This is a genomic window from Streptomyces sp. NPDC091972 (genome assembly GCF_044756385.1).
Taxonomy (GTDB): Bacteria; Actinomycetota; Actinomycetes; order Streptomycetales; family Streptomycetaceae; genus Streptomyces.
Window position 1 is genome coordinate 683635 of record NZ_JBIVSV010000003.1, and the last position, 25985, is coordinate 709619.

Genomic DNA, 25985 nt, shown 5'->3' on the forward strand with positions numbered 1-25985 from the left:
GTCCCCCGGCGGCCGGAGGGGAAAACGGCCTTCCGGCGCCCTCTCGATCACGGCCGCCGCGCGGGGGAGGATGCGCCCATGAGTTCCCTGCCCATGAGCACCCCCGCCGCCCAGGGCGTCGACGCCGCCGGCGTACAGGCCCTCCTCGACGCCCTCGAAGCCGACCCACGCGTCGAACCGCACAGCCTGGTGCTGCTGCGCCACGGCCGGGTCGTGGCCTCGGGCTGGTGGGCGCCGTACGCCGCTGACCGGCCCCAGCTCCTCTACTCGCTCAGCAAGAGCTTCACGGCCACGGCCGCCGGGTTCGCCGTCGCCGAGGGGCTGATCCGCCTGGACGACCCGGTGATCTCCTACTTCCCGGAGTTCGAGGCCGACGTCACCGACCCGCGCAGCCGCGCCATGCTCGTACGGCATGTGGCGTCGATGGCCAGCGGTCACGCGGAGGAGACCCTGGACCGGGCGCGCGCACAGGACCGCGACGAGCTCGTCCGAGGCTTCCTGCTGGTCCCGCCGGACCGGGACCCGGGCACCGTCTTCGCCTACAACCAGCCCGCCACCTACACCCTCGCCGCGATCGTCCAGCGGGTCACGGGCCAGAGACTCACCGAGTACCTGCGGCCCCGGCTGTTCGAACCGCTCGGCATCAAGGAGGCGGCCTGGATCGCCGACCGGCGGGGCCGCGAGCTCGGCTTCAGCGGGCTGCACGCCACGACCGACGCGGTCGCCCGGCTCGGCGAGCTGTACCTCCGGGGCGGGGTGTGGCAGGGCGAGCGGCTGCTGCCCGCGTCGTGGGTGGCCGAGGCGACGCGGGTCCAGATCACGCACGAGGCCGTGCCCGAGGGCGGCTGGCCGGACTGGCACCAGGGCTACGGCTTCCAGTTCTGGATGGCCCGGCACGGCTACCGCGGGGACGGGGCCTACGGGCAGTTCTGCGTGGTGCTGCCCGAGCAGGACGCGGTGCTCGCGATCACCTCGCAGACCGAGGACATGCAGAGGATCCTGGACCTGGTCTGGGAGCATCTGCTGCCCGCCCTGGCCGCCGGCCCCCTGCCCGGCGGCGAGGCGGCGGACGCGGCCCTGGCCGAGCGGCTGGCACGGCTCGCCCTGCCGCCGGCCGAGGGAGAGCCCGCCCCCGTCGGCCGGGCGGACGACTGGGACACCGTCTTCGCCCCGCACGGCGGCACATGCGCCGACCGGCCGACCCTGACCGCGGTCGAGGTGGACCCGGGCGGCCGGGTGACCCTCGTCGACGACGGCGACCGGCTGGAACTGGGGTTCGGAGCGGGGGAGGGCGGCTGGACGGTCACCGACGAGCCCGTACCCGTCGCGGTGAGCGGCGGCTGGACCGACGCGGAGACCCTCGCCGTCGACGTGGCGTTCCTGGAGACCCCGCACCACCTGCTCGTGACCTGCTCGCTCGCGGACCGGACGTTCACCGCGCGCTGGCGCACCCAGCCGCTGCACGGCGGTTCGCTGCGGCGGATGCGGGCACCGCGCCCGGCCTGAGCACCCGCCCGAGGTCCGAAAACCCGCTCAGGCCTCGGGCGCGCTCAGTGCGACGGCGCCCGGAAGGAGCCCAGGAAGGTGTCCAGGGCCTTCTGGTTCGCGTCGTCGTTCCAGTCCGCCGCCGGGGTCGTCCAGCGCAGCGAGTAGCCGCGGCCCCCGCCGATCAGGAAGCCGCGGCCGAAGGTGCGCACCCGGGTGCCGTCGACGTCCTCGACCCACTGCATGTCGGCGGCCCGGCGGCCCTGGTAGGTGGTGGCGCGGATGTCACCGAGCCGCTCGTAGCCGTGGTCGTCCCGCAGCCCCGGTTCCACGTCGTCGCGCCACACGGCCACCGGGTCCGTGCCGACGGCCTCGCTGTAGGTGACGGCGAGGGTGCGCGGGTCTCCGGGGGCGCCGAAGGTGACGCGGTACGCCAGATCGGCCTGGCGCGAGGTCTCCAGCGGCTTCCAGCCCTCGGGGAGGGCGAGGGAGAAGCCCTCGGGGGAGCGGTACGTGCGGAATCCGGGCGTCTGCCCCGTGCCCGCGGTCGGGGTGGCCGTCCTGCTGGGGCTCGGCGTGGGCGTCGGGGACGCGGGCGGGGCGGAGCTCTCGTCGGGGCGGCTCCCGGACGCGGTCACCGAGAGGGAGGGCGCGGGCGGGACCGGGGCGGACGTGGTGGCGGAGGCCGAGGCGGACGGGGCGGGCGCCTCACCGGTCGTCCCGCTGTCGCCGTCGGGCAGCGCCTTGACGACCGTGAGGACGGCGGCGGCCACCGTGACGACGGCCAGGGCGGTCCCCGCGACGAGGAGCCGGCCGCCGCGGCCCGGGGCCACGCCCGGCCGGGGCTCTTCCGGAGGGACCGGCTCGGCGCCCTCCTCCAGGACCCGGAGCAGCGCTTTGCGCAGGGCCGTACGGCTCAGCCGTTCCTGGGAGTTCTTGCGCAGCAGGCCCTGCACGACCGGGGTGAGCGGCCCGGCCCGCACCGGCGCCCGCAGCGGCAGCCGGTCGACGCCCTTCAGGGTGGCCGCGGGACGGTCGCGGTCCCGGAACGGCGGACGTCCCTCGACCAGCGTGTAGAGGATCGCGCCGAGCGCCCACAGGTCGGCGGCCGGCCCGATGCGCTCGTCACGGGCCTGTTCGGGGGAGGCGTACGAGGGTGCCGAGAGCCTGGGCGCGAGGGTCGCCCCGGCCAGCCCGAAGCCGGTGACGACGACCGTGCCCCGGTGGTGCACGAACACCTGGCCGGGGCTGAGTTCACCGTGGGTGATGCCCTCGGCGTGCGCCGCCTCCAGCACGTCGAGGAGCTCCAGGCCGATGCGGGCCGCCCGCGCGGAGTCGAACGTCCCCTGCCGGCCGAGGAGTTCGCCCAGCGGGACGCCGTCGACCGGCTCGGTGACCGTCCACAGGGTGTCCTCCTGTGCCACGGCGTCCACGACCGAGGCGATCCGGCCCGGGCGGAGCAGCCGCATGGTCTTGGACATCCTGACGACTCCCGCGGCGGTGCGCAGCGAGGTCTCCTCGTCCGTGCCGGCCGGCAGCCCGATCTCGGTCAGCAGGCAGGGACGTTCGGTCGAGACGTCCTCGCCGTACCAGCACGTCCGGTTGGTCTCGCGGTGCAGGACGTCCAGGGGCCGGTACCGTCCGGCGACCAACTCGTGTGTGGAGACGTGCGCCTTGACCATGGTCATCCCTCGCTGAACCCCTGGCTCTCACCTTTCACAGAGGTACGGCGGGTGCGGCGGGGTGTGTTCAATGAATTCCCCAACCGATGGATTCCGCTTTCCGATGGCCCGATTCCTGACTCACGGGTCAGTAGTGCGGGCGGAGCCGAGCGCCCCTGTCAGCGCAGGCCGAACCGTGCGGCCCAGTCCATGACGTCGGCGGTGGTCGCGTTGCCGCCGCACACCACGAGGCCCAGTCGGCAGCCGTCGCCGACCCGCTCCAGCACCGTCCGGGCGGCGGGCAGGAGACACCCGGCCGCGGGTTCGCCCCACACCTTGGCGTGGTCGGCGAGGTCGAGGCAGCCTCGTACGGCCTCGCGGTCCGGGACCACGAGGACCTCGGTGACCAGAGCCGCCACATGGTCGTAGGTGAGCCGGGAGACGGACGGGGCGCTCAGCGTGGAGACGACGGAGGACAGGGCGACGGGCACCGGCCCGCCCGCCGCGAGCGCCCGGGACATGGCCTCGGCGCCCTCGGTCTCCACGCCCCAGACCCTGACATCCGGCCGGCGCGCCCGCAGGGCCGCCGCGACCCCGGCGATCAGCCCACCGCCCCCGACGCTGACGAGGAGGTCGGTGAGGTCGCCGGCGTCGTCGGCGAACTCCAGCCCGACCGTCCCCTGCCCCGCGATCACCAGCGGGTCGTCGAAGGGGTGGACCAGGGTCAGGCCCTCGTCCCGCAGCCGGTTCACGAGCGAGAAGGCACCGTCCATGTCGTCCGTCAGCCGCAGCGAGGCCCCGGCCGCCTCGACGAGCTCCACGGACCGGGCGGGCGCCGAGCGCGGCATGACCACCGTCGCCTTGACGTCGAGGGCGGCCGCCATGTGCGCGAGGGCGATCCCGTGGTTGCCGCCGCTGACCGCGACGACCCCGGCCGCCCGCTCCGCCTCGCTCAGCGACAGCAGTTTGGCCGTCGCCCCGCGCGCCTTGAACGAGCCGGTGCGCTGGAGCAGTTCGAGCTTGACGGTGACGGGAGCACCGAGCAGTGCGGACAGACCGGGGCTGGGGAGGGTGGGGGTGCGTACGACGTGTCCGGCGATCAGCCCGGCCTGCCGCTCGATGTCCGTGATCCCGATCAAGGGGGTTTTCCTTCCGGCGCGGAGAGCTCTCCTCGAACCCTGTCCCCACGCGCGGCGCAGGTCAACTCCGTCTCAGAGATCACGCCGCAGGAGGTAGTCCAGCACCGGCCGCAGCGCGGGCTCCTTCTCCGCCGGCGCGATGTGGCGGCGGGCCTCGGCGAGCGCGGCCGCTCTGCCACCGCACTCCTCGACCAGGGCCGCGATCCGCCGCGGTGCCCCGTCCGACTCCAGGAGCCGCGCCAGCCGCGCCGCCGCGGGAGAGGGCGAGTCGAGCGCGGCCAGCACCGGGAACGTCTTCTTCCGCTCCCGCAGATCGCCGTGCACGGGTTTGCCGGTGACCAGGGGGTCGCCCCAGATGCCCAGGACGTCGTCGACGATCTGGAACGCGACCCCCAGATGCCGTCCGGCCCGGTCCAGCGCGGCCACCGTGGCCGGGGGCGCCCCGCCGAGCAGGGCGCCCAGCGCCGCCGCGCAGCCCAGCAGCGCCCCGGTCTTGTGCTCGGCCATGGCCCGGTACTCCTCCGGTCGCACCCGTTCCGGTCCCGTCCAGGGGCGGGTGGCGAACAGGAGGTCGTCCGCCTGCCCCCGCACCAGATCCGACAGGGCCGCGGACAGCAGCCGCACGGGACCGGGGCCGGACCCGGCCAGGGTCTCCACGGCGAGGGCGAACAGGGCGTCGCCCGCGAGGACGGCGGGCCCGGTGCCGTACGCCTTCCACACCGTGGGGCGGCCCCTCCGGGCCGGATCGCCGTCCATGATGTCGTCGTGGAGCAGCGAGAAGGCGTGCACCAGCTCCACCGCGACCGCCGCGGGCACCCCGGCCCGCCCGGACGCGCCGGCCGCCTCGGCCCCCAGCACGGCGAGCGCCTGGCGCACCCCCTTGCCGTCGGACGCCGTGGCCGGGACGCCGCCCACCTCGCACCAGCCGAAGGAGTAGGCGGCCATCTCGCGCACCCAGGGGTGCAGTCCGCCGACGGCTTCCCGGAGCGCGGGGCGCACCAACGCGCGGCAGCGGGTGAGGACTTCGGGAGCGGCGACCGTCGTCACAGAGCCACCTCCGTGCGGACGCCGAACTCCTCCTGGGCCCGGCTCACCATCTCCCTGGCGTGCCGCAGCCCGGTCCGCTCCAGCACGCGGGCCAGATCGTCCAGTTCGGCCGCCGTCTCGGCCCGGTCGCGGCCCAGGCGGGCCAGTGCCTTGGCGAGCCCGAGCCGGGCCAGGGCCTCCCCGCGCGGTTCGCTCATGGCACGGAACTCGGCGAGCGCCCGCTCGTACAGCTCGCGGGCCTCGGTGTAACGCCCGGCCCGGTAGAGGACGTTGCCGCGCATCTTGTGGTTGTAGGCCAGCGCGCTGGACAGGTTCATCTCCCGGCAGGTCACCTCGGCCTCGGACAGCAGGGCGAGGGCCCGTTCGGTGTCGCCGTCACGCACGGAGGCGAGGTCGGCGAGCCCGCGCAGGGCCCAGGCGTGGCCGCGCCGGTCGTCGGCGTCCGCGGCGATCCGGGCCGCCTCCTCGAACATGGCGAACGCGGTGTCGTACGAGCCGGTGTTGCGGTGCATCTGCGCGATCCCGGACAGCGCCCACACCGTGTGCCGGGCCTCGCCGCGCCGCCTGGCCTCGGCCAGCAGCTGCTCGTGCAACCGGCCGACGGCCTCGTAGTCGCCCTGGATGCGGCCGGTCTCGGCCAGTCCCGCCAGCGAGTAGCCGCGTACGACGACGTCCCCCGAGCGCTCGCCGAGCTCGGCCGCGAGCCCCAGCAGTCGGCGGGCCAGGGCAAACCCGCCCCGCTGCCGGGCCAGTGTGCCCCCGCTCCACAGGGCCCACGCCATGCCCCCGGTGTCCCCGGCGCGACGGGCGGCCCGGTAGCTCGCCTTCCACGCCCGGTCAGCGTCGGCCACCCTGCCGAGCCTGCGCTGCGCCTCGGCGACCGCGAGTCCGGAGCGCGCCGCCTCCTCGTGCCGTCCGGCCCGCTCGGCCGCCCTCAACTGCTCGGTACCGGCCGCCAGGACGTCCTCCAGCGAGGAGTTCACGGAGAGATCGGTGAGCGCGCCCTGGTACTCCGGGGCGAATGCCTTGCCGTACATGTACGCCTTTCCGTCGCGTATGCACCGCATGTATACGCGTCGTGTATACATGGTGTGCATAGTTCCTCGAAAATGAACCCCGGCCGGTGGGCCGGGGCGTCATCCGTCGCCGGTCAAGACGGGGACGGAGGCGGACGGGTTGCCTGTGCGGCGCAGATCACTGTCCGCGGGGTCAGTGCTGCTGCGCCTTCTGCGGGGTCGCCTCGCTCGGCCGTACGACCACGAAACCGGAACCCTGGAGCATGAGCTGCACCGCCTCGCCGGAACCGCCGCGCAGCATCGACCCGATGGACTGCGAACGGTGCAGCGAGGTCGCGAGCCCCGCCGTCCAGCCCACGACCGCGTCCGTGTCGACGTACACCGGGAACTCCGGCGAGACCGGGATCACCAGCGGGTTGCCCTCGCAGACGAGGCCGAGCCTGCCGTGGCCCGTGAAGACGCTGTTGAACAGACCGCCGCCCGCGATGCCGGCGCCCTTCACGGTCGAGATCCGGTACGCCAGCGAGGCGTCGAAGCACAGGACGTTGCGGCCGTTGACCGTGAACTCGTCGCCCTGTTCCACGTCGACGACGAAGCAGTTCTGGGCCTCGTGCGCGAACCAGGCCTCGCCCTGCCCGCGCACCGCCATCAACGGCAGACCCTCGCCGGTGACGGCCCGCTTGAGCATGCCGCCCACGCCCTGGCCCTTGCGCTCGAACTGGAGATTGCCGCGGTAGGCGACCATCGCCCCCTGGCGGGCGAGCATCTCGCCGTGCACCGCGTACCTGATGCACTTGGAGTTCTCGACCGTCATGCCCGGCGCCGTGGCCGGCTGCACCATGTGCTCACTGGAAAAGAGGTCACCCTTCATGAGGGCATCCTGGCCCGGAGGGATCCCCTCCGCCAAGATCGCGGCCCCGACTCCCGTTCCCCGGCCCGGGTCAGGCCCCGAAGAGCTGGGTCCAGTACGTGCCCGCCGGGCCGCCGCCCGCGAATCCGGTCCCGATGTGGGTGAAGCCCGGACCGAGGATGTTGGCGCGGTGACCGGGGCTGTTCATCCAGCCCTCGACGACCTCGGCGGCGGAGCGCTGGCCGCACGCGATGTTCTCCCCGATCGAGCGGCGGCCGGCGCCCGCGGCGGCGGCCCGGTCCCAGGGCTGGGTGCCCTCCGGCGAGGTGTGGGAGTAGAAGGCGCGGTCCGCCATGTCGGTGCTGTACGCCTGCGCGGCCCGGGCCAGCAGGGGATCGACGGCGAGCGGCGGCAGACCGGCCCGGACGCGCTCGTGGTTGGTGAGGTCGACGACCTCGTCGGTGGTCCGGGTCAGGGCGCCGGGGGTGAGCGGCGCGGCCCACAGCGCGGTCCAGTACGTGTCGCCGGAGCGGGCCTCGGCGGCCTGTGCCAGGCCGACGTGGCGGAAGACGGGGTCGCGCAGGGTCCGCCCGGGCTGTTCGGTGCGCAGGCAGTACTCGACGAACTCGGACGGGTCGCGGGGGCCGGAGACGAGGTGTTCGCCGACGGTGAGGTAGGCGTAGCCGGTGGCGGTGAGCCGTTGGAAGACGGAGACGCCGTCCGCGCCCTCGACACCGAGCCGGCCCGCGGCGGCCATGGCCCAGGCGTGCGCGCGGGCAGCCCGGGTGAGCCGTGGGTCGAGTGCGACCGGAGGTGAACCGGCCGTGGCGCGGGCCGAGTTGACCAGGGCGAGGAAGGCGGCCGTGTCGGGGGAGGGGGCGGGCGGGTGGAGCGCCGGTGCCGCCCGGAAGGAGGGAACGGTGGCGGGACGTGCCCCTGGGGCCGTCGGCGCTCCCGAAGACGCGGCGGCCGAACGCCACGCGGCGGGCGTGGTGTCCGCGGGGGACGCGGACGGCACAGCGGCCCGCGCCGACGCCGAAGGCACAGCCCCCGTCGCCGGGTCGTCCACGACGTCCACCCCGAAGTCTCGCGCCAGCCCGGCCAGTCCGTCCGCGTACCCCTGTCCGAGCGCCCGCAGCTTCCAGCCGTCACCGCGCCGGTAGATCTCCGCGAGCAGCAGCACGGTCTCCTGCCGTGGCCGCGGAGGCGTGAACCGGGCCAGTGCACGGCCGCCCGCACTCGTGACCTGGAGGACCGGGGCGGGCAGCCGGCCCAGGGGAGCGCCGGGGTCGGCCGGGCTGACGACGACCGTGACCCGGGCGGCACCCGCGCGCAGCCGCCGGGGATCGACGGTCAGCGTGTCCCCCAGGAGCCGGGCTCCGGGAGCGGAGGGCTGGTTGTAGAACACGAAATCCGCGTCGCCCCGGACCTTGCCGCCCTCGTCCGTGACGAGCGCGGACACGTCGAAGGGGCCGGGCACCCGCACGGTGACGGCCCCGTCGGGGAGGGCCAGATTGCCTCCGGGGACCAACTCGCTCATCGTGCCGCCCTGATGTCGTCGCTCGCCCGGAGAACGGACACCGGGGCACAGGGGTTCCCGGCCCGCTCTCAGTCCCGCGTGAGCGCCGGCGCCACGTCCTCGTGCCGCTCCACCGGGGCCTTCCCGCGCGGGGTCCTGCCGGGCAGGGCCTTGACGGTCTTGCCGCAGAACGCGGAGTCCAGGGTGCGCAGCATGGTGTTGAGGACCGTGCCGTTGTTGGACGTGTTGGCGACCGCCGAGAGGGCGCGCTTGCCGTCCTTGGAGGCGAACGCGTACGTGTAGAAGCCCTGCACGGCACCGGTGTGGCCGTACACCGAGATCCCGCACGACAGATCGCGGCGGCGCAGCCCGAGACCGTACGCCTGGCCCGTCCCCGACGGCATCCACCGTTCCATCTGCGCCAGTTGCGCGGCCGAGGTCAGCCGGCCCCCGAGCAGGGCGGAGAGGAAGGTGTTCAGGTCCCGGGTGCTGGAGATGAGCGCGCCCGCGCTCTGCGCCCACGACACGGTCTGCTCGGTCGCGTCGACGAGCGGGGCGCCCGCCTGGTCCGGGGTGAGATAGCCGCGGGCGTGCCGGCCGGGGATCTTCATGCCCGGGTGCACGTAGAGCGTGTCGCGCAGCCCCAGCGGAGCGATGATCCGGTGCTCGTACTCGGTGCGCACCGGGTTCCCGGTCAGCTTCTCGATGAGCATCCCGGCGACGACGAAGTTGGTGTTCGAGTACGAGTACACCGCGCCCGGCGCGTTCGTGCGGGGCCGGCCGAGCGAGAGGCGGACCAGTTCGGCGGGGGTGAAGACCCTCTTGCGGACCGCCTCGAACCCCGGGACCGTCCGGGCGAACATGTCGTTCGTGTAGTCGTACAGGCCGCTGCGGTGGCCCAGGACGTGCCGGACCGTGATCCGGTCGTCCGGCAGCAGCCCGGGCAGATAGCGGTTGACCGGTGCGTCCAGGCGCAGCTTCTTCTCGTCGACCAGTTGGAGCAGCACGACGGCGGTGAAGATCTTGGTGACGCTGCCGATGCGGAACCGGTCGGCGTCGTCGATGGCCCGCCCGCTCCCGCGGTCCGCGACGCCGACCGCGGCCCGGAACACCGTGCCCCCGTCGTCGATCCGGGCCATGGACCCCGGCGCGCCCTGGGCCTGCGCGGAACGCAGCACGCCGCGCAGACCTGCGAGATCCACCTCCGGCGCGGAGGCTGACCCGGCGTGGGCGGGGACCGCGAGAAGGGGCAGCAGGACCGCTCCGGCCACCGCGCCGACCACCACTCGTGCTGTTGTCATCCGGCTGAACTCCTGTCGCTTCGTCAGTTCCGGTACGAATGCGGAGAGTATCGCCATGAAGAGTACGAAAAGTGATGATTTACCGCTCCGGTGGCACAGAAGTCTCTTCGGGTGCGCACAGCCAATCCTGCTTCTTTTATTGACGAAGGAAAAGAATCACCCTAGGTTTCCGGCCATGCGCTCCACCCCCGCGGCCGAGACGTTTCCCGTCAACACACCGGCCGCCTCCCAGGTGTTCACCACCGTGCTGTCCCAGGGGCCCCTGCCCCGACTGGAGGTGGCCCGGCGCGTGGGCCTGTCCCCGGCCGCCGTCACCAAGGCGGTCCGGCCGCTCATCGAGGCCGGCTATCTGGTGGAGGGCGTGGACGAGGAGGCCCGCCCGGCCCTCGGCCGCCCCGCGAACCTCGTGCGCGTCGACGGGGGGCGGGCCCTGTTCATCGGCGTCAAGGTCACCGGCGACGAGGTCATCGGGGTCCTCACCGACCTGTGCTGCCGTATCCGCGCAGCCCGGCACCTGCCGCTGCCCGACCGCGACCCCAAGGCGGTGCTCGCGGGCATCGCGGAAGTCGTCCAGCAGCTCCTCGCCGAGGCGGACGAGGTCACGGCCGCGGTCCTGGGCCTCGGCATCGCGGTCTCCGGCGACGTCGACCGGGGCGAGGGAACGGTCCGCTACTCGCCGTTCCTGGAGTGGCGCGACGTTCCGCTCGCCGAACTCGCCTCCATGACCACGGGGTTGCCGGTCACCGTCGACAACGACGTCCGCGCCCTGACGGTCGCCGAGCAGTGGTTCGGCGCCGGGGTCGGCCTGTCCGACTTCGCCGTGGTCACCGTGGGCGCCGGCATCGGCTGCGGTCTGGTGGTGCACGGCCGGGTGGTCGCCGGGGCGCACGGAGTGGCCGGGGAGATCGGACATGTCACCGTCGATCCGTCCGGCCCGCTGTGCCACTGCGGCAACCGCGGCTGCGTGGAGGCGATCGCGGGCGAGGCCGCGATCCTCCGGCAGGTCCGCGAGGCCACCGGCGCCCGACTCCCCGACGCCGCGGCCGCCCTGGCCCTGGCCCGCAAAGGCGTCCCCGAGGCCCGGGACGTGTACGCGCGCGCCGGCGAGGCGATCGGCCGGGGCATCGCCACCGTCGCCAACCTCCTCGGCCCCGAACGCGTGATCATCTCCGGCGAGGGACTCGCCGCCTACGACCTGTTCGCCGAGCAGATCCGTGACGCCTTCGTCGCGGCCGCCTTCGGCTCCGCCGCCCAGTGCGACGTCCGCACCCACCCGCTGCCCTTCGACGAGTGGGCCCGCGGCGCCGCCGCCACCGCCATCCAGTCCTTCATCAGCCCGGACACGAGCCGATAAGTACCCGCACCCCATTGGAGGCACGACCCATGCGGTCATCCTCGTACTTCGCCATGCCCGCCAGAGCCCTGCTGGTGCTCGCCCTCACCGCGGTCGCCGTCCCCACCGCCCAGGCCGCCCACGCCGCCGACACTCCCGCCCCCGTGCTCGCCGCCAAGCCCTACATGGGCTGGTCCAGTTGGAGCATGCAGTCGTCCAAGTACCCCGGGCTCAACCCGGACGGCGACTACAGCTACCTCACCGAGGCCAACGTCCTCAAGCAGACCGACGCCCTGGCCGCCAAGCTGAAGAAGTACGGCTACGAGTACGTCAACATCGACGCCGGCTGGTGGATGGACAAGACCTGGAAGTCCGGGTTCGACCAGTACGGCCGCCAGAAGCCCGACCCGGGCCGCTTCCCGCACGGCATGAAGGCCGTCGCCGACCGCATCCACGCCAAGGGCCTCAAGGCCGGCATCTACCTCCCGGCCGGCCTGGAGAAGGGGGCCTACGGCGACGGGAAGACGCCGGTCTGGAACACCGACGGCTGCACCACCGCCGACATCGTCTACGACGACCTGCGCACCACCAACGGCTGGGACAGCGCCTACAAGCTCGACTTCTCCAAGCCCTGCACCAGCAAGTACATCGACTCCCAGGCCCAGATGATCGCCGACTGGGGCTTCGACTTCCTCAAGCTCGACGGCGTCGGTCCCGGCTCCGGCAAGAGCGGCGACCAGTACGACAACGTTGCCGACGTGGCCGCCTGGCACCAGGCGATAGCCGCCACCGGCCGCCCGATCCACCTCGAACTCTCCTGGTCCCTCGACATCGGACACGCCGCCGACTGGAAGAAGTACTCGCAGGGCTGGCGCATCGACACCGATGTCGAGTGCTACTGCAACACCCTCGTGAGCTGGGAGAACTCCGTCGACGACCGCTGGGACGACACCCCGGCCTGGACCCGGCACGCCGGACCCGGCGGCTGGAACGACCTCGACTCCCTCGACGTCGGCAACGGACAGATGGACGGCCTGACCAAGGCCGAACGGCAGAGCTACGCCACCCTGTGGGCCATCGCCAAGTCCCCCCTCTACACCGGCGACGACCTCACCCGCCTCGACTCCTACGGCCTCTCCCTGCTGACCAACCGCGAGGTCATCGCGGTCGACCAGGGCCCCAACCCGCCCGCCCAGCCGGTCACACCGTCCGACCCGCAGCAGGTCTGGGCCGCCGAGAACACCGACGGCACCTACACCGTCGCCCTGTTCAACCTCGCCGACGCCCCCGCCGCCGTCACCGCCGACTGGACCGCCCTCGGTTTCACCGGCAAGGCCTCCGTCCGCGACCTGTGGAACCACGAGAACCTCGGCACGTACAAGAACAGGATCACCCAGGCCCTCCCCGCCCACGGCTCCCGCCTGTTCACCGTCACCCCGCGCGGCACCGCGGTCGCCCTCACCGGGTACGAGGCCGAGTCGTCCGCCAACACCCTCGGCGGCAACGCCTCCGTCGCCGACTGCTCCGCCTGCTCGAACGGAAAGAAGGTGGGCAACTTGTACCTCGGCGGCAAGCTGACCTTCAACGACGTCATGGTCGCCAAGGCGGGCACCTACCAGATCAAGGTCTCCTACATCAGCGGTGACGCCCGCTCGGTGGACATCTCCGCGAACGGCGGCGCCGCCACCCGCCACAAGCTCCCCTCCACCGGCGACTGGGGAACCGTCGCCAGCGTCTACGTGCCCGTGACGCTCAAGGCCGGCGCCAACACGATCACTGTCGACAGCGGCACCGGCTACGCGCCGGACATCGACCGGATCGACGTCCCGAAGTCCTGACCGAGCCACCAGGAGCCGCCATGACCCCCGCCCCCTCCAGACGCGGTGTCCTCGCGCTGACCGCCGCGCTCGCCACCCTGCCCGCCTTCAAGGCGACGGCCGCACCGCAGCGGCCCGCCGACTCGTCCGCCCTCGGCACCGACGCACGCCACCGCCTGTGGTGGCAGGCCCCAGCCGACGAGCACTCGATGATCGAACAGGGCCTGCCCGTCGGCAACGGCCGTCTCGGTGCCCTCGTGAGCAACGACCCCGGCCGGGAACTCCTCCTCGTCACCGACGCCACGATGTGGACCGGCGGCCTCAACGACACCCTCGACGCCGACGGCCAGTTCCCCTACGGGCGAGGGGACTTCGGCTCCTTCACCCTGCTGGCCCGGCTCACCGTCGACATCCCCGACCACGACCTGTCCGCCGTCTCCGGCTACCGCCGCACCCTCGACCTCGACCGGGGCGTGAACACCGCGTCCTACGTCCGCTCCGGGGTCACCTACCGACGGGAGGTCTTCGCCAGTCACCCCGACGACGTCATCGTCCTGCACTTCACCCAGAGCGGAGGAGGCCGCTACACCGGCACGGTCACTCTGGAGGGCACGCACGGCGAGGAACCGGCGGTCTCCTTCGGGGCCACCCTCCCCAACGGGCTGCGCTACGGCGCCGCGATCACGGCGTACGGCTCCGGCGGCAGCGTCGGCGTCGACGGCCCGCACATCGTGTTCAACGGGTGCCGGGACCTCACCGTCGTCCTGAGCGGCGGCACCAACTACACCCCCGACGCCGCCGCCCACTACCGCGACCCCTCCCTCGACCCGCAGAAACTGGCCCACAGCAAGGTCCGCGCGGCCGCCCGCCACTCGGCGGCCACCCTGCTGCGCACCCACACGGCCGATCACCACGCCCTGTACGGACAGTTGGACCTCTCGCTCGGCACCTCCTCCGCCGAGCAGCGCTCCCTCGACACCTGGGAGCGACTGCGCGCACGCGCCACGGACGCGACACCCGACCCCGAACTGGAGGCCCAGTACCTCCAGTTCGGCCGCTACCTGACGATCGCGGCCTCCCGCGGCAGCCTGCCGCTCGGCCTCCAGGGACTGTGGCTCGACGGCAACGACCCCGACTGGATGGGCGACTACCACACCGACATCAACATCCAGATGAACTACTGGGCGACCGACCGGGCCGGCCTGTCCCAGTGCTTCGACGCGTTCACGGACTACTGCGTGGCCCAGCTCCCGTCCTGGACCGACCTCACCCGCAGACTGTTCAACGACCCCCGAAACCGCTACCGCAACTCCACGGGCAAGAACGCCGGCTGGACGGTCGCCATCTCCACCAACCCCTACGGCGGGGGCGGCTGGTGGTGGCATCCGGCGGGCAACGCCTGGCTGTGCAACTCGCTCTGGGAGCACTACGAGTTCACCACCTCCCGCACCCACCTGGAGAAGATCTACCCGCTCCTGAAGGGCGCCTGCGAGTTCTGGGAGGCGCGGCTGCTCACCACGACCCTCCCGGGCACCTCGCGGGAGGTCCTGATCGCCGACAGCGACTGGTCGCCCGAGCACGGCCCCCTCGACGCCAAGGGCATCACCTACGCCCAGGAACTCGTGTGGGCCCTGTTCGGCAACTACTGCACGGCCGCCGCCGAGCTGAAGAAGGACACCGCCTTCGCCGCCACGATCGCCGGCCTCCGCAAACGCCTCTACCTCCCGCAGGTCAGCCCCACCACCGGCTGGCTGGAGGAGTGGATGTCCCCCGACAACCTCGGCGAGACCACCCACCGCCACCTGTCCCCGCTCGTGGGCCTCTTCCCCGGCGACCGCATCCGCCCCGACGGCTCCACCCCGGCCGAGATCGTCGACGGCGCCACCGCCCTGCTCACCGCACGCGGCATGGAGAGCTTCGGCTGGGCCAACGCCTGGCGCGCCCTGTGCTGGGCCCGCCTCAAGAACGCCGACAACGCCTACCAGCTCGTGCTCAACAACCTGCGCCCCTCCAGCGGAGGCAGCAACGGCACCGCCTTCAACCTCTTCGACATCTACCAGGTGGAACAGGGGCGCGGGATCTTTCAGATCGACGCGAATCTGGGTACCCCTGCGGCGATGATCGAGATGCTGCTCTACTCACGCCCCGGCCACCTGGAACTCCTGCCGGCCCTGCCCGACGCCTGGGCGGCCTCCGGCTCCCTCAGCGGAGCGAACGCCCGCGGCGGCTTCGTCGTCGACCTACGCTGGCGGGATGGGAAACCGACCGAAGCACGGATCCGCAGTACCGGCGGCCGCACCACGACGGTCGCCCACGCGGGAAGCACGCGCACGGTGACGCTGAAGCCGGGGGAGACGGTCACCCTGAAGGGCTTCGGCCGATGAGCCGCCGAACGGCCCGCTGGGCCCGGCTGCTCGCGGTCACGGTCGCGGCCGCGGCCCTCCAGGCCACGCCCGCACAGGCCGCCGTCACCCCGCCGGACGGGGTGATCACCTGGGGCGCGAGCGCCTATTCCATCGGCGAATCGGCCGGCGACCGGGGCTACCGCATGGTCGTCCACACCAGCGTCGGCGGCCGCGACGCGCGCATCCGGCTGTCCAACGCCTTCGGGCAGCAACCGGTGACCTTCGACAGCGTCTACGCCGGCCTGCAACGGAAGGACGCCGACCTGGTGCGCGGCAGCAACCGGCGGCTCACCTTCGACGGCTCGTCCTCCGTCACCGTGGAACCCGGCGACACGGTGTACAGCGACCCGCTGCCCGGCACGCTGGCCGCCGGGTCGAACCTGGTCGTCAGCGTCCACACCCCGGACGCGGCGGGCCCGGTCACCGGCCACTCGATGGCTCTGCAGACGTCGTACGCCACCCGGGGCGACCACACCGCCGAGGAGAGCGGCGCCCACTGGACCGAGACCATCGGGTCGTGGTTCTACCTCGACGCGGTCTCGGTACGGACGGCCCCGGCCACCGGAGCCGTGGTCACGCTCGGCGACTCCATCACCGACGGCTGGCAGTCCACCACCGACCGGAACCGCCGCTGGCCCGACTACCTCGCCCGCCGCCTGCAGAAGGCGCACACCACGGTCAAGGGGGTGGCCAACGAGGGGATCTCCGGCAACAAGGTGCTGGCCGACGGCGCCGGGCCGAGCGCCCTGAACCGGCTGGAGCGGGACGTGCTCTCGCAGCCGGGCGTGCGCACCGTGTTCCTCTTCGAGGGCGTCAACGACCTCAAGGCCCACAGCGGTGTCACCGCCGCCGACCTGATCTCCGGTTACCGCGAGATCGTCGACCGGGCCCACGACGCCGGCAAGTGCGTGGTCGTCTCCACCGTCGCCCCCTTCAAGGGCTGGCCCGAATGGGACACGGCCGCCGAGGCCGTACGGCAGGAGGTCAACGACTTCGTCAGGAGCCACGGCGACGAGTTCGACGCGGTCAGCGACTTCGACCGCGTCCTGCGCAGCCCCTACGACCACGAGCGGATGCTGCCCGTGTTCGACGGCGGGGACCACATCCACCCCAACGACAAGGGAATGCAGGCCATGGCCGACTCCGTCGACCTGAACAGCCTCGACTGCGCACACCGCTGAGGAGCAGTCAGCCGCGGGCCGTCGTCTCCGGGGTGATCAGCCCCTCGCGGTAGGCGACGGCCACGGCCTCGGTGCGGCTCGCCGCGCCCAGCTTGGCGAGGATGTTGGAGACGTGCACGCTGGCCGTCTTCCCGGTGATGAACAGCTCCTCGCCGATCTGGCGGTTGCTGCGGCCCCGGGCCAGCAGCCGCAGCACGTCCCGCTCCCGGGCGGTGAGCGGCGACGCGGCCGGCGGGGCTCCGCTCGGCCTGGCGCACCGTAGCAGCTCGTCCACGCGTCGCAGCAGCGGCGTGGCGCCGAGCCGGGCGAACACCTCACGGGCCGCACGCGCCTCGGCCGCGGCCTCCTCCCGCCGGTCGGCCGCGAGCAGAGCCTCGGCGTACCGCAGCCGGCAGCGAGCCGGTTCGTACACGTCACCGAAGTCGAACGCGGCGACCGCCTTCGCCCAGGCCTCGGCATCCGGCCCCGACACGGCCCAGGTCCACTCCGCCTCGGCCCGGGCCAGCCATGCCTGGCCCTCGGGGCCCTGCGGTATGCCGCCCTCCCCGTGCACGGCCGCGGTCCTGGCCAGCTCCACCAGCTCGGTCGCGGTCCCCGCCCAGCCGTCAGCCCCGGCCTCGTCCCCCTCGAGGCGCAGATCGGCGGCCCGGTCGGCGACCGCCGACAGGGCCAGGGCGGCCAGCCGGACGGTGACGTGGGGAGCCGTGCCCATGTCGTCGGTCAGCGCCGTGACGGTGGCCCGCGCCCGCCCCACGGCCTCCTCCGGATCACCCCGCAGCGCCGCCGCGTCGGTCAGCACGATGCCCGCGACGAGCGTCGCCATCCAGTCGAACGGCCCCTCCAGCAGCGCCCGGGCCCGGTCGGTGGCCCCGAAGTCGCCGCGCGCGAGCGCCACGTACAGGGCGGGCGCCACCGTGTACCCGCCGGCCGCGGGCAGCACCTCCGCGTCGGCGTGCGCCGCGCGCACGCACTCGTCCCAGCGGCCCAACGTGTACAGGACCAGGAGTTGCAGATAGCGCATCTCCATCGGGTACGGCGACGACAGCAGCCCGGCGCGACGGGCCCGGTCCAGGCCCTCGGTGAGCCAGGGCAGGCACTCGTCGAGATGCCCGGACTCGAAGCAGCCGACGGCGAGGTTGAACAGCGCGCGCATCTCCACGGGCGTGTTGCACGCCTCGCGGGCCAGCTCCCGGGCCTGCCGCAACCGCTCCCGCCCGGCCGGCGTACGGCGGCCGCCGCCCTCCAGGACGGCCAGGGAGATCAGCAGATCAGCCTGGGCGTCCGGCACGCCCAACTGCTCGGCGACGCCGAGGGCCTGCCGGGCGACCCGCAGCGCGACCTCGTTCTCCCCGACCTGCCGGGCCGCCACCACGTGGGTGGCCGCGGCCCACACCCAGGTACGGGACGGGGGATCGGCGGGGATCATGGCGAGCGCCTCGCTGCTGTAGGCGAAGGCCGCGCTCAGGTTGTCGACGCTCATCAGGTTCCCCGCGAGCGTGTAGCGCACCCGGGCGGCGAGTTCGGAGTCCGCCTCCTGGCCGACACCGGCGAGCGCGGCCCGTGTGAGCGAGACCGCCCGGTGCAGTTCGCCGGCGTGCGCGGCCGCCGACGAGGCCCGCAGCATCAGCCGGACCCGGTCGACGCCCTCGCCCGAGGGCCGCGCGGACGGCTCCACCGCCGACCACAGGTCGAGGGCCGCTTCCAGATGCCGCAGCTCCTCGGCGGGCGCCCCGACCCGCTCGGCGTGGTCCGCGGCCTCCAGGGAGGCGGCGAGCGCGGGGGCGAGGTCGTGGCTCTCGCGGTAGTGGTGGGCTCGCTCCGCGGCGCTCTCGGCCCGCGGTCCCCGCCCGTCGAGCAGCCGGGCGAACGCCCCGTGCAGCCGCGCCCGCTCACCGGGGAGCAGGTCGGCGTACACCGCCTCACGGGCGAGGGCGTGCCGGAACGCGTACGTGTCCCCCTCGCCGGGCACCAGGAGCTGCCGCCCGACGGCCTCGCGCAGGGCCGCCTCCAGCTCCTCGTCCGGCAGGCGCACGGCGTCCCGCAGCAGGTCGTGCTCGACGCGCCGCCCGGCCACGGCGGCGGTGCGCAGCACCTGCTGAGCGGTGCCGGAGAGCTGCTCGAACCGGATCAGCAGGACGTCGGCCAGCCCACTGGGCACCCCGCCCTGTCCGCTGCCCGTGGCGGCGAGCAACTCCTCGGCGTAGAAGGCGTTGCCCTCGGCCCGCTCGACGATCCGCCGCACGGTGGTGTCCGGCATCGGCTCCTCGCGCAGGGCCCGCACCAGTCGGGCCACCTCCCTGTCGGCCATCGGCCGCAACTCCAGCCGCTCGACGGCGGGCAGCCGCACGAGCTCGGCGAGCAGCGGCCGCAGCGGATGCCGCCGGTGCAGGTCGTCGGCCCGGTACGAGGCGAGCACGGCCAGCCGGTGCGTGGGGGTCCCGCCCGCAGAGCGCTGGAGGATCCCCCGGCTGAGCAGGAACCGCAGCAGGTCCCGGGAGGACTGATCGGCCCAGTGCAGATCCTCCAGGACGAGCAGCAGGGGAGCGATGTCCGAGAGGTCGGCGAGCAGCCCGGCGATCGACTCGAAGAGCCGCAGCCGCCCACCGGAGTCCCCGGCGGAGCCGCCGCCGAGCAGCCGCTCCACCACCGGGTACGCGGCGAGAGCACCGGCGAACCGCTCGTCCTGCGCGATCGCCCCCAGCACCTCCGTGAAGGGGAGGTACGGCAGCCCCACATCACCGAGGTCGACGCAGTGTCCGACGAGCACGGTCATCCCGGCCGCCGCGGCCCGCCCCCTGACCTCGTCCAGCAACCGCGTCTTGCCGACCCCGGCGTCCCCGGCGACGAGAACAGCACGCGCCTCCCCGCGCCGGGCTCGCTCAAGAACACCGGAGAGCCTGCCGAGTTCGTCGTCCCGCCCGATGAGCGGAGTACTGCTGGAGATCTGCGACACGAACACATCCTGGCACTTCGCACTGACAGCCGGTCGATCCACCCAGGGGCGCGGGGAACTGCGCGACCAGCCACAGTCAACCCGCGGCCGCCGTCAAACAGGTCGCCCCGAGCTCACCTGCGCAACACTCGCGCCCAATCCGCCGGCACCCGCCCCTCCGGCCCAGGAGCCGGCTGCGACTCCGGATGACTGGCCGGACCCGCCAACTCCGGCCCCGCCTCGAACATCTCGTTCGTCTCGAAGTTCCAGAACCACTCCTCACCGGGCTCGAAGCTCTGCACCAGAGGATGCCCCGAGTCCCGGAAGTGCCCGGTCGCGTGCTGGCCGGGGGAGGAGTCGCAGCACCCCACGTGCCCGCACTGCGCGCACCGCCGCAGATGGAACCACCACCCGCCCGCCGCGTCGCACTCCACGCATCCGTCCCCGCTGGGCGGCACGGTCGGGTCGATCCCCTTGACGTCGGTCATTCCGGCTCCTCGGTCGAGTCGTTGTCCACGGCGGTCAGCGGAAGCAGCACCTGGAAGCGGGTGTCGCCGGGCGACGACTCCACCTGGAGCGTCCCGTGGTGCTTGTTGACCACGATCCGCCAGGAGATGTCGAGCCCGAGTCCCGTCCCCTCGCCCACCGGCTTGGTGGTGAAGAAGGGGTCGAAGATGCGTCCGCGGATGTCCGGCGGCACCCCGGGCCCGGTGTCCCGGAACTCCACCAGCAGCCGGTCGTGCTCGAGCGCGGTACGGACGGTCAACGTCCCTTCCCCGCCCACGCTGTTCATGGCCTGCACCGCGTTGTCGATCAGGTTCGTCCACACCTGGTTGAGCTCGGCGGGGTAAGCCGGGATCTTCGGCAGGGTCCGGTCGTACTCCTTGACGACCTTGATCTGCCGGCCGATCTTCCCCGACAGCATCAGCAGGGTGCTGTCGAGGAGTTCGTGCACGTCGGCCACCTGGTAGGGCGCCCGGTCCAGCTGGGAGTACTGCTTGGCCGCGTCGACCAGATGCGAGATGCGGGCCGTGGAGTCGTTGATCTCGTCCATCAACAGCTCGGTCTCGACGGTGTAGTTGAGCCAGCCGATCGCGTTCGGCAGGATCTCCTCGCCCACGGTTGCCGCGACCTGGTCGAGCCAGTCCACGTCGAGCCCGCCCTGCACGAAGGTGGGCGCGATCCGCCAGCCCTCCTGGATGCCGTGGTCGTCGAGCCAGTCGGCGAGGGCGTCCTCCCGGTCGGAGGCCTCCAGGGGGCTCAACGTCGGCGCCTTGGCGACCCGTTCGGCCGTGCGCTCCTGCATGTCGATGAGGTTCGCCATCACCTCGGGACTGTAGGAGCCCTGGGCGATGACGGCGAGCTTGTGCCGCATCTTGCCGACCCGCTCGCGCAGGGTCGCGGTCGCCCGTACGGCCGCCGCCGCGGGGTTGTTGAGCTCGTGGGTGAGACCGGCCGACAACGAGCCGAGCGCCAGCAGCCGTTCCCGCTGTCCGATGGCCCGCTGGGTGTTCTTGGAACCGAAGAAGAGCCCCTCCAGCAGATGGACGGCCATCGGGAACCATTCCTGCATGAACGCCGAGAACGTCTCCGCGGGCAGCACGAAGAACCGCGAGGGCTCGGTGACCCGCATGGAGCCGTTGTACGTCTGCTGCACCCGGTCACCCAGGTAGGCCTGCATGGAGCCCGCGTACACCCCGCGCTGCGAGGTGCGGTTGATCTCGATGTCGTCGCCGCCGACCCGCCGGGAGAGCACGACCGTGCCCTCGATCATCACGTAGAAGCAGGTGGCGGGCTCACCCTCGGTGTACACCGGGCCGGGTTCGAACTTCTCGACCCGTCCCGCGGCGCACAACTGCCCCAGCTGTTCCGGGGTCAGCTTCTCGAACAGGAACAGCGACCCTATCTCCGTGGGACTGCACGGCATCAGCTGCCCGCTCACGACTGCTCCAGGTACCGGTGGACGAGCATCACGGCCATGGCTCCCTCTCCGACGGCGGACGCGACCCGCTTCGCGGACTCGGCGCGCGCGTCGCCCGCGACGAACACGCCCGGAATGTTGGTCTCCAGGTGGTACGGCGGCCGGTCCAGTTCCCAGTCCGCCGGCGGTCGCCCGTCGGGGGTGAGGTCCGGTCCGGCCAGGATGAACCCGTGCTCGTCCCGCAGCACCGTGCCGTCCAGCCAGCCGGTGAGCGGGGCCGCGCCGATGAACACGAACATCCACTGCGCGTCGACGAGTTCGGTCTCCCCGGTGTCCACGTCGCGCAGGGTCAGCTGCTCCAGGTGGTCGGAGCCGTGCGCGGCCTCGACGACGGTACGCGCGCGGACCGAGATGTTGGGCGCCTCCTCGATCTGCTGGATCAGGTAGTGCGACATCGACGCCGCGAGATCGGGCCCGCGCACCAGCAGGGTCACCGATTTGGCGCCCCGGGACAGGTACATGGCCGCCTGCCCCGCCGAGTTGGCGCCGCCGACGATGTAGATGTCCTGACCCTGGCAGGAGGCGGCCTCGGTCAGCGCCGAGCCGTAGTAGACCCCGCACCCGGTCAGGTCCGTGCAGCCGGGCGCCTCCAGCTGCCGGTACGACACACCGGTCGCCAGGATCACGCTGTGCGCGGCCACCGCCGACCCGTCCGAGAACCGCACGGTGCGGGCCGCGCCGTTGACCTCCAGACCGGCCACCTCACGGGCGGTGAGGATCTCGGCCCCGAACTTGGTCGCCTGCCGGCGGGCCCGGTCGGTGAGCTGGGCGCCCGACACACCGTCCGGGAAGCCCAGATAGTTCTCGATCCGCGAACTCTGACCGGCCTGTCCGCCGGTCGCCGACCGCTCGACCAGCACGGTCCGCAGCCCCTCCGAGGCGCCGTACACCGCCGCGCCCAGGCCGGCCGGACCGCCGCCGATGACGACGAGGTCGTAGAAGTCGGCCGTCGGGGTCGTGGCGAGCCCGACGTGGGCGGCCAGGTCGGGCGCCTCCGGCTCGACCAGGGGCGTCCCGTCCGGGGTGATCACCACCGGCAGCCGCTGCCCGTCCTGGCCGGCGGCCGCCAGCAGCCGCTGCCCCTCGGGCTCGTCCGTGGAGTACCAGCGGTACGGCACCTGGTTGCGGGCCAGGAACTCCCGCACGTCCGAGGAACGCGCCGACCAGCGGTGCCCGATCACCTTGGTGGCGGGCACCGGCCGGTAGTCGCTGCACCGCCACGCCTCCAGGAGGTCGTCCAGGACCGGGTAGAGCTTCTCCTCGGGCGGGTCCCAGGGCTTGAGCAGGTAGTGGTCGAGGTCGACGACGTTGATCGCGTCGATCGCCGCGTTGGTGTCCGCGTACGCGGTCAGCAGCACGCGACGGGCGCCCGGGTACACGTCCAGGGCCTGTTCGAGGAACTCGATGCCGTTCATCTGCGGCATGCGGTAGTCGGCCAGGATCACCGCCACGAGGTCACCGCGCAGCTTCAGTTCCCGCAGCGCCTCCAGCGCGGACTCACCGGACTCCGCGCGCACGATCCGGTACGACTCGCCGTAGCGCCGCCGCAGATCGCGGGCGACGGCACGGGAGACCCCCGGGTCGTCGTCCACGGTCAGGATGACGGTCCGCGCCGATTCGGCGGCCTGTGCCATGCGTCTCCCCACGCCGGGCGGTCGGTCGGGGCCCGGCGCCCCCCGTGGTCACCGGCCCGGTTCCGCCCATCGTATGTTCGATCGCCCTGCTGTGCGCAGGTATGGCTGACCCTGCCGTTGTCAGGCTCGGCGCTCGCCCAGTACGCAGAACTCGTTGCCCTCGGGGTCCACGAGCACCACCCAGGGCTGCTCGCCCTGTCCGACGTCCGTGTGCCGGGCGCCCAGGGCGAGGAGGCGGGCGACCTCGGCGTCCCGGTCGTCCGGCCGGAAGTCGAGGTGGAGCCGGTTCTTGACGCTCTTCGGCTCCGGCACCGGCACGAAGAGCAGCCCCGGCATCCGGTCCTTCTCGGGGCGGATCTCGAACTCGTCCGGGGCGTCCGCGACCACGACCCAGCCCAGCGCCTCGGCCCACCAGCGCCCGAGGGCGACGGGATCGGCCGAGTCCACGATGACTTGCTCCCATTCCAAGGCCATGGGGGAAGCGTAGTGAAGACTGGACCTGACGCACGTGACCGCGAACCAGGGAGGCCCCCGCATGACCCGCCCGATCACCGCAGGGATCGACGGAACCGAGGAGAGCCTCGCCGCGCTCGGCTGGGCCGCACGGGAGGCGGTCCGGCGGGGCGTGTCGCTACGGGTGGTGCACGCCTGGCGGTTCCAGCCGTACGAGGGGATCGACGCCGGGGACCGGGACACCCAGGCGGGCTGGGCGCGGGACGCCCTCGCCGAGGCCGTGCGGGCCGTCACCGGACGGCACACCGGGCTCGACGTGGACACCGACCTGGTGGAGGGCGGCAGCGTCGAGGTCCTGGTGGCCGCGGCGGCCGACGCCGAGCTGCTGGTCCTGGGCTCCCGTGGGCACGGCCCGGTGGTGGGCTTCCTGCTGGGCTCGGTGGGCCAGCAGGTGATCGCCGAGGCGACCCGGCCCGTGGTCCTGGTGCGTGCCGGGGACCAGGCCACCGCGGAGGTCGCGGGGCGCGAGATCGTCGTGGGCCAGGAGGGCGACCCGGAGGACAGCGCCAAGGCCCTGCGGTTCGCGTTCGAGACGGCGGCGGCCCGGGGAGCGACCGTGCGTGCCGTACGGGCCTGGACGCTGCCGCCGGTGTTCGCCTACAGCCCCGGCTCGCTGAAGCTCCTCGACGAGGCCGGCGGCCTGGAGCCGTACGAGAAGAAGGCGCTGGCCTCGGCGCTCCAGCCGTGGCGGGAGCGCTTCCCCGACGTGCCGGTCGTCGAGCACGTGGAGATGGGCAGCGCGGGCCAGGTGCTGCTCTCGGTGACCGCGCGGGCCCAGTTGATGGTCGTCGGACGCCGGGCCCGCCGGACCGCCGTGGGTGCCCGGATCGGCTCGGTCGCGCACGGGGTGCTGCACCACGCCGACTGCCCGGTGGCCGTGGTGCCGCACGTCTGAGGTCAGTCCGCGGTGGCCGGGGTGGGCTGGAGCGACTCGCGGGCCTTGGGGAGGATGTTCTTGATGTAGTCGTCCACCGCCGTGTCCAGCCCGATGTCGTGCTGGGCCCGCTCGGACAGGTACCAGCGGTGCTCGAGGAGCTCGTGGTAGATCTCGGCCGGGTCCATCGAACCGCGCATCTCCAGCGGTACGGCCCGCACCGTGGGCCTGAAGACGTCCCGTACCCAGCGGTGCGCGAGCACCTCCGGGCGGGCGCCGAGAGGGTCGCCCGGAGCGTAGTCGTCCTGGGTGGCCATCCAGCTCTCCAGGTCGTTCAGCAGCCGCCGGGCCTGGTTCTCCTCGGTGTCCAGGCCGGTCAGGCGCAGGAGTTGGCGCTGGTGGTGGCCCGCGTCCACGACCTTCGGCACGAACGTGACCGAGTCGCCGTTGGGCGCGTGCTCGATCTGCATCTCGGCCACGTCGAAGCCGAGGTCGTTGAGCCGCCTGATCCGGCGCTCTATGTAGTGGTACTTGCCCGCCGGGTAGACGGACCGGCGTGTCAGCTCCTCCCACAGGCTGCCGTAGCGCGCGCAGATCTCCATGCCGAACTCGATGGCGTCGACGGAGGGGTGCAGGGCCCCGGAGGCCTCCAGGTCGAGCAGTTCGCCGCTGATGTTGACGCGGGCGAGGTCGAGGTCGTACTCCCGCTGTCCGGGGCTGAGCTGCGGATGCAGGTCGCCGGTCTCGGCGTCCACGAGGTAGGCGGCGTAGGCGCCCGCGTCGCGCCGGAACAGGGTGTTGGACAGCGAGCAGTCGCCCCACGCGAAACCGGCCAGGTGCAGGCGGACCAGGAGGACGGCGAGGGCGTCCATCAGGCGGTGCATGGTGGCGGGCCGCATGGTCGTCTCGAACATCGAGCGGTACGGCATCGAGCCGCCCAGGTGCCGGGTGACCAGCACCGGCTCCAGCGGGGCCTCCTCGGTGTCGGTGCGTCCGGTGACGACGGCGAGCGGGTCGACGGCGGGGATGCCGAGCCGGTCCAGGTCGCGCAGCAGCTCGTACTCGCGCAGCGCGGGGCGCTCGGCGAGCTCCTTCACGGCGATGACCTCGTCACCGGCCCGGGCGTAGCGCACCACGTGCCGGGATATGCCGCGCGGCAGCGGGACCAGGACCTCCTCCGGCCACTCCTCCAGCGGCAGGTGCCACGGCAGTTCGAGCAGGAGCGCGGGGTGCTCCGGGTTCGTCGCGCTGATCTGCAGTGCCATGGTGCGGTGTCCTTGTCCGGCCGGTGATCGTC

Annotated in this window: 19 protein-coding genes; 6 read left to right on the forward strand and 13 right to left on the reverse strand. The window is 72.9% G+C overall.

All coding sequences use genetic code 11. The features are described from left to right. Positions 1-78 precede the first annotated feature (78 nt). A complete protein-coding gene (locus tag ACIQJT_RS12220) occupies positions 79-1506 on the forward strand; it encodes a serine hydrolase domain-containing protein (RefSeq protein ID WP_365449433.1) in 1428 nt (475 codons plus the stop codon). Positions 1507-1550: 44 nt separating this feature from the next. Here ACIQJT_RS12220 and ACIQJT_RS12225 read toward each other — a convergent pair whose 3' ends face one another. The 7 genes from ACIQJT_RS12225 to ACIQJT_RS12255 form a co-directional block, all read right to left on the reverse strand. Continuing rightward, the gene (locus ACIQJT_RS12225) at positions 1551-3173 is read right to left on the reverse strand and encodes a serine/threonine-protein kinase (protein WP_365449435.1); all 1623 of its coding nucleotides are present in this window, start codon (positions 3171-3173) and stop codon (positions 1551-1553) included. A gap of 152 nt (positions 3174-3325) precedes the next feature. Next, positions 3326-4285, reverse strand: coding sequence for a threonine/serine dehydratase (locus tag ACIQJT_RS12230; protein WP_365449437.1), 960 nt, complete (start codon positions 4283-4285; stop codon positions 3326-3328). Between the two features lie 72 nt (positions 4286-4357). Further along, the gene (locus ACIQJT_RS12235; protein ID WP_402642490.1) at positions 4358-5332 is read right to left on the reverse strand and encodes a polyprenyl synthetase family protein; all 975 of its coding nucleotides are present in this window, start codon (positions 5330-5332) and stop codon (positions 4358-4360) included. Beyond that, a complete protein-coding gene (locus ACIQJT_RS12240; protein ID WP_402642492.1) occupies positions 5329-6369 on the reverse strand; it encodes a tetratricopeptide repeat protein in 1041 nt (346 codons plus the stop codon). Before ACIQJT_RS12240 ends, ACIQJT_RS12235 begins: the two co-directional genes overlap by 4 nt. A 172-nt stretch (positions 6370-6541) precedes the next feature. Then, positions 6542-7219, reverse strand: coding sequence for an AIM24 family protein (locus ACIQJT_RS12245; protein ID WP_365449442.1), 678 nt, complete (start codon positions 7217-7219; stop codon positions 6542-6544). 70 nt (positions 7220-7289) lie between these two features. Further along, on the reverse strand, positions 7290-8738 hold the full coding sequence (locus tag ACIQJT_RS12250; protein WP_365449444.1) for a CAP domain-containing protein: 1449 nt from the start codon (positions 8736-8738) through the stop codon (positions 7290-7292). Between the two features lie 68 nt (positions 8739-8806). Beyond that, positions 8807-10018, reverse strand: a complete 1212-nt coding sequence (locus ACIQJT_RS12255; protein WP_402642496.1) for a serine hydrolase domain-containing protein — start codon at positions 10016-10018, stop codon at positions 8807-8809. Positions 10019-10193: 175 nt separating this feature from the next. Here ACIQJT_RS12255 and ACIQJT_RS12260 point away from each other — a divergent pair, with 175 nt between their 5' ends. Genes ACIQJT_RS12260 through ACIQJT_RS12275 form a run of 4 tightly spaced genes read left to right on the forward strand, consistent with a single transcriptional unit; the run spans position 10194 to position 16754 of the window. Continuing rightward, positions 10194-11372: an ROK family protein gene (locus tag ACIQJT_RS12260; protein WP_402642499.1), complete on the forward strand. Its 1179-nt coding sequence runs from the start codon at positions 10194-10196 to the stop codon at positions 11370-11372. Between the two features lie 29 nt (positions 11373-11401). Further along, positions 11402-13189, forward strand: coding sequence for an alpha-galactosidase D (locus ACIQJT_RS12265; protein WP_402642502.1), 1788 nt, complete (start codon positions 11402-11404; stop codon positions 13187-13189). Positions 13190-13209: 20 nt separating this feature from the next. Beyond that, positions 13210-15552: a glycosyl hydrolase family 95 catalytic domain-containing protein gene (locus ACIQJT_RS12270; protein ID WP_402642504.1), complete on the forward strand. Its 2343-nt coding sequence runs from the start codon at positions 13210-13212 to the stop codon at positions 15550-15552. Continuing rightward, positions 15549-16754, forward strand: coding sequence for an SGNH/GDSL hydrolase family protein (locus ACIQJT_RS12275; RefSeq protein ID WP_402642507.1), 1206 nt, complete (start codon positions 15549-15551; stop codon positions 16752-16754). The genes ACIQJT_RS12270 and ACIQJT_RS12275 overlap by 4 nt, the downstream gene beginning before the upstream one ends. A gap of 7 nt (positions 16755-16761) precedes the next feature. Here ACIQJT_RS12275 and ACIQJT_RS12280 read toward each other — a convergent pair whose 3' ends face one another. From ACIQJT_RS12280 to ACIQJT_RS12300, 5 genes are all read right to left on the reverse strand, one after another. Beyond that, entirely contained in the window at positions 16762-19707 is a 2946-nt protein-coding gene (locus ACIQJT_RS12280) for a helix-turn-helix transcriptional regulator (RefSeq protein ID WP_402642510.1), read from the reverse strand. Positions 19708-19820: 113 nt separating this feature from the next. Beyond that, on the reverse strand, positions 19821-20174 hold the full coding sequence (locus tag ACIQJT_RS12285; RefSeq protein WP_365449458.1) for a UBP-type zinc finger domain-containing protein: 354 nt from the start codon (positions 20172-20174) through the stop codon (positions 19821-19823). Continuing rightward, on the reverse strand, positions 20171-21628 hold the full coding sequence (locus ACIQJT_RS12290; protein ID WP_365449460.1) for an ATP-binding protein: 1458 nt from the start codon (positions 21626-21628) through the stop codon (positions 20171-20173). The genes ACIQJT_RS12285 and ACIQJT_RS12290 overlap by 4 nt, the downstream gene beginning before the upstream one ends. Beyond that, positions 21625-23301, reverse strand: a complete 1677-nt coding sequence (locus tag ACIQJT_RS12295) for an FAD-dependent oxidoreductase (protein ID WP_053852161.1) — start codon at positions 23299-23301, stop codon at positions 21625-21627. The genes ACIQJT_RS12290 and ACIQJT_RS12295 overlap by 4 nt, the downstream gene beginning before the upstream one ends. A 120-nt stretch (positions 23302-23421) precedes the next feature. Continuing rightward, on the reverse strand, positions 23422-23775 hold the full coding sequence (locus ACIQJT_RS12300; RefSeq protein WP_365449462.1) for a VOC family protein: 354 nt from the start codon (positions 23773-23775) through the stop codon (positions 23422-23424). Between the two features lie 61 nt (positions 23776-23836). On the opposite strand from ACIQJT_RS12300, the gene ACIQJT_RS12305 reads away from it, so the two are divergent. After that, positions 23837-24709: a universal stress protein gene (locus ACIQJT_RS12305; RefSeq protein WP_402642514.1), complete on the forward strand. Its 873-nt coding sequence runs from the start codon at positions 23837-23839 to the stop codon at positions 24707-24709. A 2-nt stretch (positions 24710-24711) separates the two neighbouring features. On the opposite strand, the gene ACIQJT_RS12310 is transcribed toward ACIQJT_RS12305, so the two are convergent. Then, a complete protein-coding gene (locus ACIQJT_RS12310) occupies positions 24712-25953 on the reverse strand; it encodes a DUF4032 domain-containing protein (protein ID WP_402642517.1) in 1242 nt (413 codons plus the stop codon). Positions 25954-25985: the final 32 nt, after the last annotated feature.

Coding starts and splice junctions, on each gene's coding strand:
- ACIQJT_RS12220 (WP_365449433.1), top strand. CDS start 79: ATGAGTTCCCTGCCCATGAGCACCCCCGCCGCCCAGGGCGTCGACGCC.
- ACIQJT_RS12225 (WP_365449435.1), bottom strand. CDS start 3,173: ATGACCATGGTCAAGGCGCACGTCTCCACACACGAGTTGGTCGCCGGA.
- ACIQJT_RS12240 (WP_402642492.1), bottom strand. CDS start 6,369: ATGTACGGCAAGGCATTCGCCCCGGAGTACCAGGGCGCGCTCACCGAT.
- ACIQJT_RS12245 (WP_365449442.1), bottom strand. CDS start 7,219: ATGAAGGGTGACCTCTTTTCCAGTGAGCACATGGTGCAGCCGGCCACG.
- ACIQJT_RS12250 (WP_365449444.1), bottom strand. CDS start 8,738: ATGAGCGAGTTGGTCCCCGGAGGCAATCTGGCCCTCCCCGACGGGGCC.
- ACIQJT_RS12255 (WP_402642496.1), bottom strand. CDS start 10,018: ATGACAACAGCACGAGTGGTGGTCGGCGCGGTGGCCGGAGCGGTCCTG.
- ACIQJT_RS12260 (WP_402642499.1), top strand. CDS start 10,194: ATGCGCTCCACCCCCGCGGCCGAGACGTTTCCCGTCAACACACCGGCC.
- ACIQJT_RS12265 (WP_402642502.1), top strand. CDS start 11,402: ATGCGGTCATCCTCGTACTTCGCCATGCCCGCCAGAGCCCTGCTGGTG.
- ACIQJT_RS12270 (WP_402642504.1), top strand. CDS start 13,210: ATGACCCCCGCCCCCTCCAGACGCGGTGTCCTCGCGCTGACCGCCGCG.
- ACIQJT_RS12275 (WP_402642507.1), top strand. CDS start 15,549: ATGAGCCGCCGAACGGCCCGCTGGGCCCGGCTGCTCGCGGTCACGGTC.
- ACIQJT_RS12285 (WP_365449458.1), bottom strand. CDS start 20,174: ATGACCGACGTCAAGGGGATCGACCCGACCGTGCCGCCCAGCGGGGAC.
- ACIQJT_RS12295 (WP_053852161.1), bottom strand. CDS start 23,301: ATGGCACAGGCCGCCGAATCGGCGCGGACCGTCATCCTGACCGTGGAC.
- ACIQJT_RS12300 (WP_365449462.1), bottom strand. CDS start 23,775: ATGGCCTTGGAATGGGAGCAAGTCATCGTGGACTCGGCCGATCCCGTC.
- ACIQJT_RS12305 (WP_402642514.1), top strand. CDS start 23,837: ATGACCCGCCCGATCACCGCAGGGATCGACGGAACCGAGGAGAGCCTC.
- ACIQJT_RS12310 (WP_402642517.1), bottom strand. CDS start 25,953: ATGGCACTGCAGATCAGCGCGACGAACCCGGAGCACCCCGCGCTCCTG.